Raw genomic sequence first — 14,892 nt, forward strand, 5'->3', positions numbered from 1 at the left:
CCCGCCGCCCCGTCAAAACACCGTATGCAGCCCCACCCGCGCCACCGTCTGGTTCGCCGAACCTGAAGCCCCGTTCGGATCCAGCACGCCGTTGACCTGCGCATTCGCGCCGCTGTTCGAGCGTTGGTAGTCGGCCGATACATAAACCATCGTCCGCTTCGAAAACAGGTACTGAAGCGCCACACTGACCTGATGCGCGTGGTTGTCGTTCACCGCTTCGTTGCCCTTCATGTACATGTACTTCGCGCCCAGCACGACATCCGGCCTGATGTGCCACAGCCCGCCGGTCTCCGCCATCCACACGCCGGCATCGTTGAACGCGTTGTGCACGGTCGTCACCAGCGCACTCGCGGTCACGGCACCGAAGTCGTAATGCATCCCGACACCCCAGTTGCGCACGCTGGTGGTCGGCACGCCAGGCGCGGGACCGTACTTCTCGTTCGTGTAGGCCGCACCGATCCCGAACGCCCCCATCTCGTAGCTCACCCCGGCGCTGACCGCATTGTCCGCGCCGACCGAGCCGGCCACCCCGCCGAACGCGTACATCACGCCGCCGGAAAAACCCGCGACCGTCGGCGAACTGTACTTGACGGAATTCGCGATCGGCTTGCTGCCTGCCGTGCGATCCCAATCGAACGCACCAGTCGGATTGCCCGGTAGCGCGAGACGCTGGAACGGGCCATTGCGAAAGCCGTACAGCCCCGAGATATCGCGCGCGATCGCATTGCCCTTCGAAAAGAGCGAATCCACCATGAAGTCGTACTGGTTGCCCAGCGTGATGCGGCCGAACCGGTTGCTTTCGAGGCCCACATACGCGTTGCGGCCGAAAATCCCCGTCCCGACGATGCTGCCGTTCGCCATCGAGAACTGGTTCACGAGCGCGAACGTCGCGCGATACCCGCCACCGAGGTCTTCAGTCCCGCGAAAGCCGAAGAGATTGGGCGCGAATATGCCGTCGTCGAACTTGACGTTCTTTCCGCCGCCCTCGTTGCTGACATAAGAAATGCCTGCATCGATCAGACCGAACATCGTCACGCTGCTCTGTGCCCATGCGCCGTGCGCCACGGCAAGCATCACCACTGCTCCAAACCTGAGTTTCATGTCGTCTCCGTCTTTTTTATGAAAATGCGAGGCCGCCACCCGCTACGTGGCGGGTGCTCGCTCGGTGCTTCAAAGGAAATTGCGTTCATTCAGGCGGAATCGAACAACGCCTGAACCATGGTTAGCTCGACTGATTGATCAATTCGATGACCGCCGCATCGACCCGCCCCGCTCGTACTCGTCGAAGCGCCCGAATCAAGCGCCCCGATGGACGATCCACGCGGTGGAATCCACCTCGACCGTCACGGCCTCCAGCGCAGAACCCGAGCAAGGCCCGTCGATACACACGCCATCGTCGAACCGGAACAGCGCGCTGTGATGGGCACACATCAACACCTGCGACCGGTAACAGGAAACGCTGCCCGGGACGAAATCGAGCGGCACCGAGAAGTGCGGGCAGCGATTCACGTACGCCCACACCTGCCCGCCGCGTCTCACGACGATCACGGGACGTCCGATGCAGGCCTCGTCGACGACCCGCGCGCCGCCGTCGGGCACATCGGAAAAACGGCAGAGTTGTCGGGCTTCCATGTCTCACACCCGCTGCTCGGGATTGCCGAGGCTCCAGTCCCACGGCCGCACTTCGACGTGCGAAAACAGCCCTTCCTTCACGTACGGATCGTTGCCGACGAACTGCATCACCGTGTGAATGTCGTCCGCCTCCACGACGAGCAGCGTGCCGTTCATCGCGTCGCCGTGCGGGTCCAGCGTCGGGCCGCCGAGCCGCACGACCACGCCGTGCTGGTCGGCCGAGCGCAGGTAGGTTCGATGAATCGGCCGCATGCGATCGCGCACGTCGCGCATGCCCGGCTGATCCGTCGCAAACACCGCAAAAAATCGCGCCATGTCGATCAACTCCGGTCGAGGACGAACGCGCGAAGAGGCCGTACGAGGCACCGTACGCGCAGGCGCGCGCCTGGCGTGCCGTCGAAGCCGGCGGCGACCTGCCCGGTCAGTCCGGCATTGCCGTCATGGTGGTCATCGCTCATGTCTGTCTCCATTGACGCGCGAGCCGCTCACCGCGGTGCGCGTCCTTCCCATGCGTGCTGAAGCAGCGCGCGAATCGCCGCGCGTTCGATCGGCCGCGGGTTCGCGTACGGGTTGCGACAGGCGAGGTCGGCCGCTTCGTCGAGACCGCTCTCCGGCATCCCGAGGTCGGCGAGCGCCGGTGCGATGCCGAGCCGCGCATTCAGCGCGAACAGCAGCGGGCCGGCTTCGGCTGCGTCGTTCCCGCCCAAGGCGCGCGCCACGCGGCGCAGCGCATCGGGCGCGGCGGCATGGTTGTAGTGCGCGGTATGCGGCAGCATCGCCGCGTGCGTCTGTGCGTGCGGCAGGTTGAAGGTGCCGCCGAGCGTGTGGCACAGCTTGTGGTGCAGCGCCATGCCGACCGCGCCCAGGCAGGTTCCGGCGAGCCACGCGCCGTACAACGCGCGGCTGCGCATCGCGCGATGTTCCGGATCGCGCACGATCACGGGCAACGCTTCACCGAGCGCGCGGATCGACTCTTCCGCCATCAGGCTGATCACCGGGTTCGCGTCTTCCGCATAGAGCGCCTCGACGGCGTGCGCCATCGCATTGATGCCCGACGCCGCGGAAATGTCCGGCGGCAGCGACACCGTCAGCGACGGGTCGTAGAGCACCGTACGCGGCAGCACGCGCGCGTCGCGCCCGGTGCGCTTCAGTCGGCCTTCCGTGAGCCCGAAGATCGGCGTCATTTCCGAACCGGCGTACGTCGTCGGCACGGCCAGGATCGGCAACACCGACTCGAGCGCAATGGCCTTGCCGAGCCCGATCGTCGAGCCGCCGCCGATCGCGACGCAGCAGTCCGCGTCCAGCTCGCCGGCCATCTCGCGGGCGGCATGCGCGACCTCGACCGGCACGTGCATGACCGCCTGCGCACAGATGCCGGCCGCACGCTCGCCCAGGATCGCCTCCACGCGCTCGGCGAGCGGCCGCTGCTCGGGCGTGGACAAGACAAGCGCGCGGCGGGCGCCGAGCGTCGACAGCTCGTCCGGCAGCCTCGCGAGTGCGCCCCATTCGAACACCACGCGGGAAGGCGTGCCCTGATAGACGAAGCGATCCATGGAAAACCTCAGCGCTTGAAGTGCGGCGGCACGTTGCCGTCGACGTTGACCCACACCGATCGCGCTTCCGTGTAGTCGTGCATGGCCTCGAAGCCCATCTCGCGGCCATAACCCGACTTGCCGACGCCGCCGAACGGGCTGCCCGGATTGACGCGCTTGTAGCAGTTGATCCAGCACATGCCTGCGTTGATCCGCGATGCCATCCGGTGCGCGCGCGAGAGGTCCTTCGTCCAGAGGCCGCTGCCCAGCCCGTATTCCGTCGCGTTGGCGATGGCCAGCGCTTCGTCGTCGCTGCCGAAGCGCAGCACCGTGACGAACGGGCCGAACACTTCCTCCTGCGCGACGCGATCGGCCGCGCTCCTCGCTTCGATGACCGTCGGGCGCACGTAGTAGCCGCCGGCGAGCGCCGGGTCCTGCGGCGCGCTGCCGCCCGTGAGCACGCGGCCGCCCTGCTCGCGCGCGACGTCGACGTACGACAGCACGCGATCGAGGTGCTGCTTCGAGGTCAGCGGCCCCATCTCGGTATCGGCGTCGAGCGGGTTGCCGATGCGGATCGACGACGCGAGCGCGACAAATCGCTCGAGGAATTCATCCGCGATGCGTTCGTGCAGCACGAGACGCGAACCGGCGATGCACGCCTGCCCCTGGTTGTGGAAGATCGCCCATGCGGCGCCGTTGATGGCCGCGTCGAGGTCGGCATCGTCGAAGACGAGGTTGGCGCCCTTGCCGCCCAGTTCGAGCTGCACGCGCTTCAGGTTGCCCTGCGACGCTTCGACGATCCGGCGGCCGGTGGCCGTCGACCCCGTGAACGCGATCTTGCCGACCCCCGGATGTTCGGCGAGCCGCTGGCCGGCCGTATGCCCGTAGCCCGGGACGATATTGACGACACCGGCGGGAAACCCGACCTCGGCCATCAGCTCGACGATGCGCAACGTCGACAGCGGCGTGATTTCCGACGGCTTGAGCACGACGGTGTTGCCGGCGGCGAGTGCCGGGCCCATCTTCCAGCTCGTGAACATCAGCGGAAAATTCCACGGCACGATCTGGCCGACCACGCCGATCGGCGCACGCTGCACGTAGTTCAGGAAGCCGGTTTCGACCGGAATCACCGAGCCTTGCAGCTTGTCGGCCATGCCGCCGAAGTAGCGGAAGCAGGCGGCCGTGCGCGGCACGTCGAGCGCACGCGAATCGCGGATCGGGTGGCCGGTGTCCAGCGATTCGAGCCGCGCCAGTTCGTCGGCGTTGGCCTCGATTGCGTCGGCGAGGCGCAGCAGCAACCGGCCGCGTTCGGCGGCCGGCAGGGCCGACCATTTGGGAAACGCGCGCGCGGCGGCTTCGACGGCGAGATCGACATCCGCCGCGTCGGCTGCCGCGATCTTCGTGATGACGGAGCCGTCGTGCGGGTTCAGCACGTCGATCGTGCCGCGGTCGACGGCGTCAACGAAACGCCCGTCGATGAAGAGTTGGGTTTGCATGAATCGTCCTCGGTACAGGGCTGAAGCGGAAGCGGCTGCGTTGCTCAGAACGCGATCGGATACGGCGCGAGCTCGCCGCTCTCGTAGCGTTGCGGCAGGTCCGGCGTCGCGTTTTCCCAGACGAGCAGCATCGACCGCTTCGTCGAATAACCCTGATGCCGGATGTCGGCGGGCATCGCGCAGATGTCGCCTGCGCGCATCGTGACGCGTGCGCGCGGTGCGCCGGTGTTCTTGTCGCCGATGTCCCACACGATTTCGTCGGACAGTTGCAGGAACCATTCGACGCGGTCGTTGCCATGGAACACCGGCAGGATGAATTCCTCGGTGGTCGGGCAGAACAGGCTGCGCCCGCAGACCGACGTGACCGACGGATTCCACGTGACGTCCGAGCGCGACAGGTACTTGAACAGATTGAACGCGTGCAGTTCGCCTTCGAAGCCCGGCTCGACATGCACTTCCGGTTCGTCCTGCGCGACGTCGAGGAACGCGCGGTTGACCGGCAGGTCGTCGCGCAGCGGCGAGTCGCCTTCGAGGCCCGGCATGCGGCGCGTCGCGATGCGCGTGCGCTCGATCGCCGCGCCGTTGTCGCCGTGCTTGCGCCCGAACGCCGTGCCCGTTTCCTCGGGCGCCGCGAACGGATCGAAGCCTTCGTTCGTCCAGTCGTGCAGCATCGCCTTGAAGGTCGCCATGATCGTGGGCGTTTCGAATGTCTCGGTGTAGTCGACGCCGGCGTCCTTCAGGATGCCGTTGAACGTGCCCGCATACACGTCCACCTTGCCGTAGTGATTGCGTGTGCCGAACACGTGGTCGAAATTCACCCAGCCGTAGAAGAAGCCCCACGCCACGTCGCGCATCATCGCGCGCAGGAATGCGTCCGCCGGCATCGCATGCGTGCGGGTCCGGCCTTTCGCGGGCCAGCTGATCTTCACAAAGTATTCGTCGCGCTGGAACGCGAATTCGCCGAGCTGGAAGCGGCGGTAGCCGGTGACGGCATCGGCTTCGGTCGATCGCACCAGATCGGCGGCAAAGCCCGTGGAAAGGTCGAGGGTGTCGAGGGTGGCCATAACGTGTCTCCTGGGAATGTCGAATGAGGTCGGACGAATCAGTGCAGGCAGATTTCGGCCCACTTCTCCACGGACAGCTCGCCAAGGACGGTCTGCACCAGCGCGACGCCCGGCCGGCTCGCGGTGAAGCGGTATGCACAACCGGCCGGCAGCAGCGCCTGATGGCCCTTGCGCAGCACGACATACCCCATCTTGCGGCCGGCCGGCTGGGCGCCGGCGCTCACGGTGCCGCGCCCCGACTTCGGCGGCGAATCGAGCTTGATGAAGTCGATCCGGACTTCGCCGTCCATCTGGATCACGAACTCGTCGTGCGGGCACGCGAACCACGGCGACTGGCCGTCGGTCCGCAGCACTTCGATCACGTATTCGAGGTTCTTGCCGGCGACGACCTTTTCATACGGAGCCGATTTCGATGCGACCTCGAACACGTTCGAGAACGCGTAGTGGCGGGCGCTGCCGCTGGTGATTTCGATCTCGCCCTTCCGGTAATGGTCGAGCGAGCCAAAGACGGTGTGGAATGCCGTGTCGGTCATTGCTGTCTCCTGAGTTGAACTGCTTGTTGGATTCAACTCTAGGGGCAACGCACAGCAGCAACAAGGCAACGGACGGCGATTACGGCATTTGCGTTTCGCGAATAATCCGTGCGGTTCAACGCACCCAGCCGCGCTCCAGGAGGGGACGATCCCACGGGGATTCGTCGCCGATATGGTCCGCGAGGAATTCGACCAGCGCCTTCACCTTCAGCGCCTGTCGCTGCGTCGCGGGATAAACGGCCGCAAAGCTCAGCGGCGCGAGCTGATAGTCGGTCAGGATCGGTACCAGGCGGCCCGCGACGAGCGCATCGCTCGCCACGAGCGTGGGCAGGCAGACGACGCCGCCCCCGGTCAGCGCGTACTCGCGCAGCAGGTGCACGGAGTTCGAGCGGATCATGCCCGGCAGCTCCATTTCGACGACCTCGTCGCCGCGCGTCATCGTCCAGCGGTTGCGCGACGGGTAGCCGGAATACAGCGCGGTCGTGTGCTGCAGCAGGTCGCGCGGATGTTGTGGCGCATCATGCGCGGCGAGGTAGGCGGGCGACGCGCAAAAGAGGCGCCTGACGGTGAACAGCCGCCGTTCGATCAGCGACTCGGAGATCGGCGGAAAGATCTGGAACGCGATGTCGAACCCTTCTTCGACGGGGTCGACCACACGGTCGTTGACGATGACGTCGATCTGGATGCCCGGGTAGCGCCGGTTGAATTCCATCAGCGGCGCGCCGAAGTGATCGAGGGCGAAACCGGGCAGCATCTGGATGCGCAGCCGCCCGGTGGGCGTGGCGCGCAGCTCGCGCATCTGGTCCGTCAGCTCGTTGACGCGCCCCACGACCTCCGCGCACTCGCGATAAAACGCCTCGCCCACTTCCGACAGGCGCACGTGGCGGGTGCTGCGATGGAACAGCGGCGCGTTGACGAACTTCTCGAGCTGCTGGATGCGGTTCGTCACGACCGAGCTGGTCACGCCGAGCTGCCGCGCCGCCTCGGCGAAGCTGCTCGCCTCCGCCACCCTGACGAATGCCTCGATGCTCAGAAACCGGTCCATGCCGCGCCCTTTTTCGACAGCGAAACCGGCAGTCTACCCGTGCGGATATCGGGCTGTGTCATGCGGAAGGCGTCACTGTGTCACCCAATCGATGTCAATCGCCGGCGGCGCCGCCCGCCGCATGCACCGCCCTGCCTTGCCCTGCCCGCACAGGCCTTACCGCGACTGCTCGCCGGCCGCCAGTTCCGGCTGCACGGCTACGCGGCGCTGCAGCACGGCCGGCGCGGTTTCCTTCAGCAGCAGGCTGACCAGGATGCCCAGCACGACCGCACACATCGGCAGCCACAGAATGTTCTGGATGCCAAAGTGTGCGGCGACATAGCCGCCCAGCGCCGGCGCGATGCCGCCGCCGAAGATCTCGCCGACGCCCACCACCACGCCGATCGACGTCGACACGAGCCCGACGGGCGCAGCCTCCGTCGCCACCGGCCCGGACAACAGCGACACCAGGCCGAGCGTGAAGAACGACGCGACGAACAGCACCCCGAACAACGCGAACGGCTCCGGGCCAAGGCCGCGGAACAGATAGAGCATCACGGCCGTCCCCGCGAAACCGACGATGCTCGCGAGACGGCGGCCGACCAGGTCGGACAGGCCCGGCAGCCCGAACTGCCCGAGAAAGCCGCCGAAGCCGATCGCCAACACGACGAGGCCCATCTTCTGCGTGCCGAGTGCCAGGTAGTCGGTCAGGTACAGCGGCAGCAGCGCACCGAGCACGAATACGCCCGTCATCGCGCAGCACAGCGCGGCCATCGCCACGAGAATGTTGCGGCTCCTGAGCACATGGCCGAGCGATGCCGGTGCATGCTCCGACGCGACGGCCGGCGTGACCTTCGGCTCGCGGATGACGAAGAACATGATCGCGCCGAGGATCAGGCCGGGAATGGCCACGAGCGCAAACACCCAGCGCCACGACACGAAACCGAGCAGCTGCGTCGCGATGATCGGCGACAGCGCGAGCCCGAACAGCGCGAAGCCGCTTTGCTGCAGGCCGAGATTCAGCCCGCGCCGCCGCGGATGCGATGCGTCGGCAGTCGCGGCAAAGCTCGTCGGGCAGAACGAGCCCTCCGCGACACCCATCAGGCCGCGAATCGCCATCAGCCCGAGCAGCCCGCCCGCGAGCCCCGAGAAGCCCGACAGCAGCGAGAACGCGATGATGGCCGGAATCAGCACCTTCCTGCGGCCGACCTTGTCGGAGATGCCGCCCATCAGCGCCGCGAAGATGCCCCACGACAGGCCGAGCACGCCGATGCAGTTGCCGACGTCCTGCGCGTTCAGGTTGAGGTCCTTCATGATCGAAGGAAACAGCGGCGCGATCAGCCAGCGGTCGAGGCCGACCAGCCCGAAGCCGAGCGCCAGCAGCGTGACCGCCTTCCACTCATAGGAGGTATCCCACTCGTTTGCTTTCATTTCCGTCTCCGTGGACACAGGTTCGCCTGCGCGCGACGGAGCGCCTGCGCATCAGCCAGGTCCGATGGTTTTTGTGTGCGATGTGAATCGCCGGGAAGCGCCGGCTTCCGTTCCGGTTCGACATATCGAATCCGGCCAGCCGACGGCACAACGATAGGTGCAACGCCGGGGATCGGGTATCGAACGCGCGGCGAACGCGCCATTCGCGATATGCAAATAATCGGCGGCGGTGGGCGGAAGTGACGGTGGGAAGGCGGGGAGAGATCGGTCGTGGGGTTGAAGTGACGCGCGATTGTGCGTCTCGGGGGAAATCCCTCATGGACATCCGGGTGACCGGGGACTGGCCCGCTCACGCCCGGCATGCACCCGATCCGGCGAGGCCGGACGATACGTGCGGGTAACGTATTTCGTATGACAAAAGATGCGTTTTCGATCTTCGATCGCGGTGGACTTTGACTCGCGCTCCAGGATCTTCGCGCTTATGCAGTTGCGCCATGGCGAGCCGTGACGGAAACCGCCTTCCACACTATCAAACTGAAAACGGCAAAACTGCTGTCAAGCGGACACGCATACCGGATGCACGAGCGCGATCCTGCTCACATCGATTTTTATATTTCAAATCCGCCTTACCCATATTCGAATTAGGACAAGTCGAATTTCGAATTACCAACATCCAATCCGGTTCGGCATAGTTGCCCGCAACCTCAACCTCCTAACCGCCCAGAAATGGATAGTGACAAATACCAACCCTGACGACCCGATATAGGATTTTTCCAATTAAAACAAAACGCCCCACCAAATCATAAAAATGTAGAACACCGTTTCATAGCGAATTGATTTTCATCTCAAAATACCAATAAACCTTTAAAACCCCCATTGTTTGATATTCTGCGTACCGAAATCACGATCACCACTGCTTTACCGCACTGAAAGTCCGATTCAAAGAAGACGAAGCCAGAAAAGCAACGAGATTGCCGTTATGTCGATAGCAACAGCATTACGAAACTTTGCGTCCGGTCTGGTCGACTGGAACAACCGGCCCGTCGCCCTGCATTTCGGGCAGGCGCAACATGCGGTCGGCCATCTGCTGGCGCTTCATCACGCCGATATTCGCGAAGGACTGATGTCGGGAATCGACGGGCAGCTGACCTGCATATCCACCCACGCTCATCTGGCGCCCACGCTGTTTCTCGGCCTGCCGGTGTCGGTCCGGCTGACGACCGACCGGGGCGACGTGCGAGCGATCAATGCGATCGTGCACGACGTGCAGGCCGGTCAATCCGACGGCGAGTTGACCGTGTATCAGCTGCGCATCTGCGATGCGCTGTCGTTGATGGACCGCCGCATCAATTCCCGCGTCTTCCGGTCGCGGAACATCATCGACATCCTCGGCACGCTGCTGAACGAATGGCGGCAACGCAGCCCCGCCCTCGCGCGCGCGTTCGATTTCGACCTGTCGGGATTGCGAGCCGAACGTTATCCGGCACGCGAGCTGACGCGGCAGGTCAACGAGTCGGACGCCCGTTTCGTGCGCCGGCTGTTGCGACGCGAAGGCATCACCGTCTTTGCAAAGGCGTGGGCGGTCGGCAATGCGCGCGGCACGGCCGACGAGCGGCCGATCCACACGCTCGTGTTCTGCGACGACCCGCTGCGATTGCCGGAATCGCCTGCCGGCACCGTGCGCCTTCATCCACGCGATTCGGGAACCGCGCAACGCGATACGGTGACGTTGTTTGCGCATCATCAGCGCCTGTCCCCCGGCAAAGCCGGCCGTCCGTCGTGGGACTACAAGAAGGCGCGCATGGACGATTCCGCGATCGCGACGAGCATCGATCAGGGCGACGCCGGCAACGACCTGGCCCGGCTGCTGACCGATGTCGCGATCGACATTCCGCACGTCGGCGACTCGTGGAACGATCACGACCGCATCACGCATGACCGGATACTCGCCCACCAGTTCGCGGCGGAGCGCTACGACGGTATCGGCCACGTTCGCGACATGCCGGTCGGCTGCTGGTTCACGCTGACCGGCGACCCCGAACTCGACATGAAGCCGGCCGAGCAGCGGCAGTTCGTCGTGACGTCGGTACGGCACGACATCCGGAACAATCTTCCCAAAGACCTGGCCGGCCGCGTGATCGCGCTGTACGCAGCCAGCCGGAACCTCGCGCAAGCCGCCCCACCCGCGCCGGCCGATGCGTCGGAACAGGCGGATACGCGCTACGAGAACCATTTCACGTGCGTGCGTCGCGGCGTGCCGCTCACGCCGTCCTACGATCCGACAATCGACCTCCCGCCGGCTCACCTGCTGACCGGCACGATCGTCGGCACGCAGGGCGAGGAAGTATTCTGCGACGCGGCCGGCCGCGTGCGCGTACGGATTCATGGCTTCGATCCCGCCGATCACGAACACGCGCAAGGCGCCGGAACGAACGGGTCGGCCGGCGACAGCGCACCGATACGCGTCGGCGCGAGTCTGGCGGGCGCAAACTTCGGCACGCTCTTTCTGCCCCGCGTCGGGATGGAAGTCTTGCTGGGCTGCCTGTCGGGCGATCCGGACCGCCTGGTCATCATCGGCGTGCTGAGCAACGGCGCGAACCCGCCCGCGACGTTCACGCATACCGGTGCGCTGCCCGGCAACCGTTACGTGTCCGGGATCAAGACGAAGGAAATCAAGGGCGCTCGGTACAACCAGCTTCGCCTGGACGATACGCCGTCGCAAATATCCGCGCAGTTGGCGAGCGAGCATGCGCATACCCAGTTGAACCTGGGTTATCTGACGCAGCCCCGCAAGGATGGACACGGTGCCGATCGGGGCGAAGGCGCGGAGTTGCGCACCGATGCAGCGGCGGCCTTGCGCGCGGCCCAGGGCATCCTGTTCTCGACCTATGCGCGCACATGCGCGACCGGTGGTCAGCTCGATCGTGACGAACTGATTCAGTTGCTCGACCAGTGCATGATGCTGTTCAACTCGCTCGGCGACTATGCCGGCCAGCACGGCGGACGAGCCGCGGATACCGCCGGGCAGGAGAAGATCGTCGATGCGTTCCGTCACTGGAAGCCCGACCTTGCGGATGCCGGTTCCGCCGGCGACACGTCCGCCTTGATGGCGTTCGGCGCACAGGCAGGATCGCTGCACGTCACGCCCAGGACGCATGTCATGTATGCGGGCGAGAACATCGACCAGATTGCCCAGCGGCACGTGCAGATCGCGAGCGGCGAGCGCATCAACCTGCACGGCGGCCATGGCGTCGCGATGTTCGCGCACAGCGGCGGCGTGTCGGCCATCGCAAATCGCGGGAAGGTGACGATCCAGTCGCAGGACGACGACACGCAGGTGGATTCCGCGAAGAACATCCAGTTGACCGCGGCCGGCGGCAAGCTCGCCGGCATGGCGAACGATCAGGTCGTGTTCGTCACGTCGGGCGGTGCGTACCTGAAGCTGAACGGCGGCGACATCGAACTCGGGTGCCCCGGCACGTTCACCGTGAAGTCGGCAGGCCATGCGTGGAGCGGCCCGGCCAGCATGAGCACCGATATGCCGACGTTCGACCACGCCCCGCTCGGCCGTGTGCCGAAACTCGTTCGCGCGACCGACGGCGATGCGGTGGCGGGGTTCGACGGGCACCTGCAGCGGGCATCCGAAGCGCTGTCGAACCTGACCACCGACGCGGCCGGCGAGCTGCCCGCAGTGCATGGCGACCAGTTCGAAACGCTGTCGGTGCAGTTCGTCAAGAAGAACGGCTAAGACCATGACCGATTCGATTCTCGACCATCGGCCAGTAGCGGGCGCGCGCGCCGACGCGCCCGACACGGCGACCGACGCACCCGCCACCGCTGCATCGCACTCTGAACCGCCTCCTGTCGTCGTCGGCAGAGCCGAGGGGCCGATGCTGTTCGACAACGACAAGCGGCTCATCTGCGTCAAGCAACTGCCGTTGCCCGGCGTCGTCATCTTCGTCCACGGCGTCAACTCCGAGGGCGAATGGTACAAGGCGTCCGAAGAGGGATTGTGCAAGGGCCTTAATCGTCGGCTGGGACGCCTGGACGACCAGATGACGTATCACGGGGTCGACGCCGGGCAGTTGACGCCTGCGAAGTACACCGAGAGCGTGACGCCGGAGGGGTTTCTGAATCCGGACTTGCTGCCGGACAATTACGTCATCCCCGATCCGTCGTTCTCACCCGTCATCCATTTTCGGTGGGGCTACCGCGCGACACTGGAAGAACTGAAGGAATACGGTGACAAGATCTTTCTCAACGAGAAGGATTATTGGGGAGGCGGCCCGTTCACCAATGGCTGTTCGAGCTTGCCCGATCTCTGGCACGGTGGCCTCGACGACCGAGCCGTGGGGTGGATAACCGTGCAGGGCATCAACCCGACCAACCGGCCGCTGTATCGCGCGCCGCCGCGTGCCTATGGCGTGCTTGCCGCGTTGCGGCTTGCCAAACTGATCGAGTCGATCCGGAAGATGCGCGCCGACGTGCCGATCACCGTCGTGTGTCACAGCCAGGGGAATATCGTCGGCCTCACGGGCGCGTTCTTCGGTGACGCGTTTCCGGAAGTGGAAGATCCGTGGGGCCGCAAGGGACGCTGCGTCGCGGATGCCTACGTACTGGCGAATGCCCCGTACAGCCTGGCGAACAGCGAAGGCCCGCACAAATCCGACACGTTCATGGATACCTGGTCGCAACGTGCGACGAAGGATGCCGAGGGCAAGCGCGGCCGGCAGACCTACGCAGCGCGCACTCAGACGCTCCGCACTTTCTTGTCGATGATTGGCGATCGCGCTGCCCATGAACCGTCGCCAGACACAGTCGACGCCGACATGGCGAACAACCGGGTATCGCCGACGAGCAACAAGTCGTACACCGCACTGGCCGACCGTGCACGCCACGGCCTGAACGGATCGACATATGGGCGCGTCACCGCGTATTGCTGTCCGCACGATCAGGTGATTTCGGCGATCACCGTGCAGGGTATCGGCTGGCGCGGCATCGACAAGCACGAACTGACGGATATCGGCGTACACGGCGTCCTGACACAGCGCGTGTTCGCGTCCGGCTTCGATGTCGGTGTGCAGAAGCGCTATCGCTATTGGGAAGACGACTGGCGGTACGGCAAGAAAGGCACGAAGAGGGGCTTCTGGTATCCGCCCTCGCCGCCGGCGAAATTCAATCTGATCGGTGCGCTCAAGGGGAATGAGTCGGTGTGGGGAATGGCGGCAACGCTGTTCTCGGCGCCGATCATGTTCGTCGCGACCGCGGTCAGTTCGGCAATGAACATGTTTCGTGTGAATGCCGATCCGCCGAAGGGTTGGGAGGTATTGGCAGACGCACCGGCCCTGGACGAGACGTTTCCGCCGCAGGCGTTGAGGTTCGACAAGCCGATTCTGACCGAGGACGGCGAAGCAACGAGCGCCTTCAACGAAGACAACGATCCGCCATCCGCATGGCGCGATGCCGGCAAGATCGATGCGGCCAAACGGGCCGACGATCCTTACGACCAGTACAAGGCGAAGAACAAGGACGGTGACGCGCACGGTACGGCCGCGAGTGAAGCCGGGCAACGTTACGAAGACCGCGCCCTGATGCGGATGGAAGCGCGCCGCACGTTGAACACGGAGTGGCTCGACAGCGACGGTCACGTCATCGGTGAAGATGGCAAAAGCGCTCTACCGGATGGCTACAAAGAGTGGCGAGACAAGCAGATCGTTGACTGGCTCGATCGCGGTACGACGAATAGCCCGACGAACCACTCGACGACGATGACCAATCCGGAACATGCGGAAAAAGCGCTTGCGTATGACGTCGCGATCGGTCCGTGTTATCTGACGCCTGATCAGATGTACGACTTGCGAATTGAAGCAGATTGGCGGATGGGTGATGGCATTCCAGACGGCCATCCAAATAAAAAGTACACGCAGTATTTCATGCTCGGCGTGATTGATGACGTGTCGATGCAAGAGTGGGTACATGCCGACAACAGTGAAGGAAAGATACCGACAAAGATCGTAGACGAGCGCGAGGGCCAGATCTATCTGAACGCCGGAGGGCCGCTATGAAGGCCGTGATCGGTACTTGGCCTCGACGCGTCGCCATCGCCGTTATGGTTTGGATAGTCGCGGCTCTATTGATGGCCACACTGATGGCACATGTGGAACAACCAGACCCGGCACA

Annotated in this window: 12 protein-coding genes; 2 read left to right on the forward strand and 10 right to left on the reverse strand. The window is 64.7% G+C overall.

What is annotated here, in order from left to right; genetic code table 11:
* Positions 1–12: 12 nt before the first annotated feature.
* From E9536_RS29970 to E9536_RS30010, 10 genes are all read right to left on the reverse strand, one after another.
* Positions 13–1,101, reverse strand: a complete 1,089-nt coding sequence (locus E9536_RS29970) for a porin (protein WP_136471771.1) — start codon at positions 1,099–1,101, stop codon at positions 13–15.
* Between the two features lie 195 nt (positions 1,102–1,296).
* Positions 1,297–1,632, reverse strand: coding sequence for a Rieske 2Fe-2S domain-containing protein (locus E9536_RS29975; protein ID WP_059692768.1), 336 nt, complete (start codon positions 1,630–1,632; stop codon positions 1,297–1,299).
* A 3-nt stretch (positions 1,633–1,635) separates the two neighbouring features.
* Positions 1,636–1,947, reverse strand: coding sequence for a YciI family protein (locus E9536_RS29980; RefSeq protein WP_136471773.1), 312 nt, complete (start codon positions 1,945–1,947; stop codon positions 1,636–1,638).
* Between the two features lie 5 nt (positions 1,948–1,952).
* Positions 1,953–2,090, reverse strand: coding sequence for a hypothetical protein (locus E9536_RS41630; protein ID WP_168799592.1), 138 nt, complete (start codon positions 2,088–2,090; stop codon positions 1,953–1,955).
* 27 nt (positions 2,091–2,117) lie between these two features.
* Positions 2,118–3,185, reverse strand: coding sequence for a maleylacetate reductase (locus E9536_RS29985; RefSeq protein ID WP_060064688.1), 1,068 nt, complete (start codon positions 3,183–3,185; stop codon positions 2,118–2,120).
* A gap of 8 nt (positions 3,186–3,193) precedes the next feature.
* Positions 3,194–4,660, reverse strand: coding sequence for an aldehyde dehydrogenase family protein (locus tag E9536_RS29990; protein ID WP_027789804.1), 1,467 nt, complete (start codon positions 4,658–4,660; stop codon positions 3,194–3,196).
* Positions 4,661–4,704: 44 nt separating this feature from the next.
* The gene (locus E9536_RS29995; RefSeq protein WP_059692765.1) at positions 4,705–5,724 is read right to left on the reverse strand and encodes a hypothetical protein; all 1,020 of its coding nucleotides are present in this window, start codon (positions 5,722–5,724) and stop codon (positions 4,705–4,707) included.
* A 38-nt stretch (positions 5,725–5,762) separates the two neighbouring features.
* Entirely contained in the window at positions 5,763–6,257 is a 495-nt protein-coding gene (locus E9536_RS30000; protein WP_027789806.1) for a hypothetical protein, read from the reverse strand.
* 115 nt (positions 6,258–6,372) lie between these two features.
* Positions 6,373–7,302, reverse strand: a complete 930-nt coding sequence (locus E9536_RS30005; protein ID WP_136471775.1) for a LysR family transcriptional regulator — start codon at positions 7,300–7,302, stop codon at positions 6,373–6,375.
* 156 nt (positions 7,303–7,458) lie between these two features.
* On the reverse strand, positions 7,459–8,712 hold the full coding sequence (locus E9536_RS30010; RefSeq protein ID WP_136471777.1) for an MFS transporter: 1,254 nt from the start codon (positions 8,710–8,712) through the stop codon (positions 7,459–7,461).
* Positions 8,713–9,691: 979 nt separating this feature from the next.
* Here E9536_RS30010 and E9536_RS30015 point away from each other — a divergent pair.
* Positions 9,692–12,460, forward strand: coding sequence for a type VI secretion system Vgr family protein (locus tag E9536_RS30015; protein ID WP_136471779.1), 2,769 nt, complete (start codon positions 9,692–9,694; stop codon positions 12,458–12,460).
* Between the two features lie 142 nt (positions 12,461–12,602).
* On the forward strand, positions 12,603–14,777 hold the full coding sequence (locus tag E9536_RS30020; protein WP_136471849.1) for a hypothetical protein: 2,175 nt from the start codon (positions 12,603–12,605) through the stop codon (positions 14,775–14,777).
* Positions 14,778–14,892 lie beyond the last annotated feature (115 nt).

The organism is Burkholderia sp. LS-044 (genome assembly GCF_004803625.1).
Classification (GTDB): domain Bacteria; phylum Pseudomonadota; class Gammaproteobacteria; order Burkholderiales; family Burkholderiaceae; genus Burkholderia; species Burkholderia cepacia.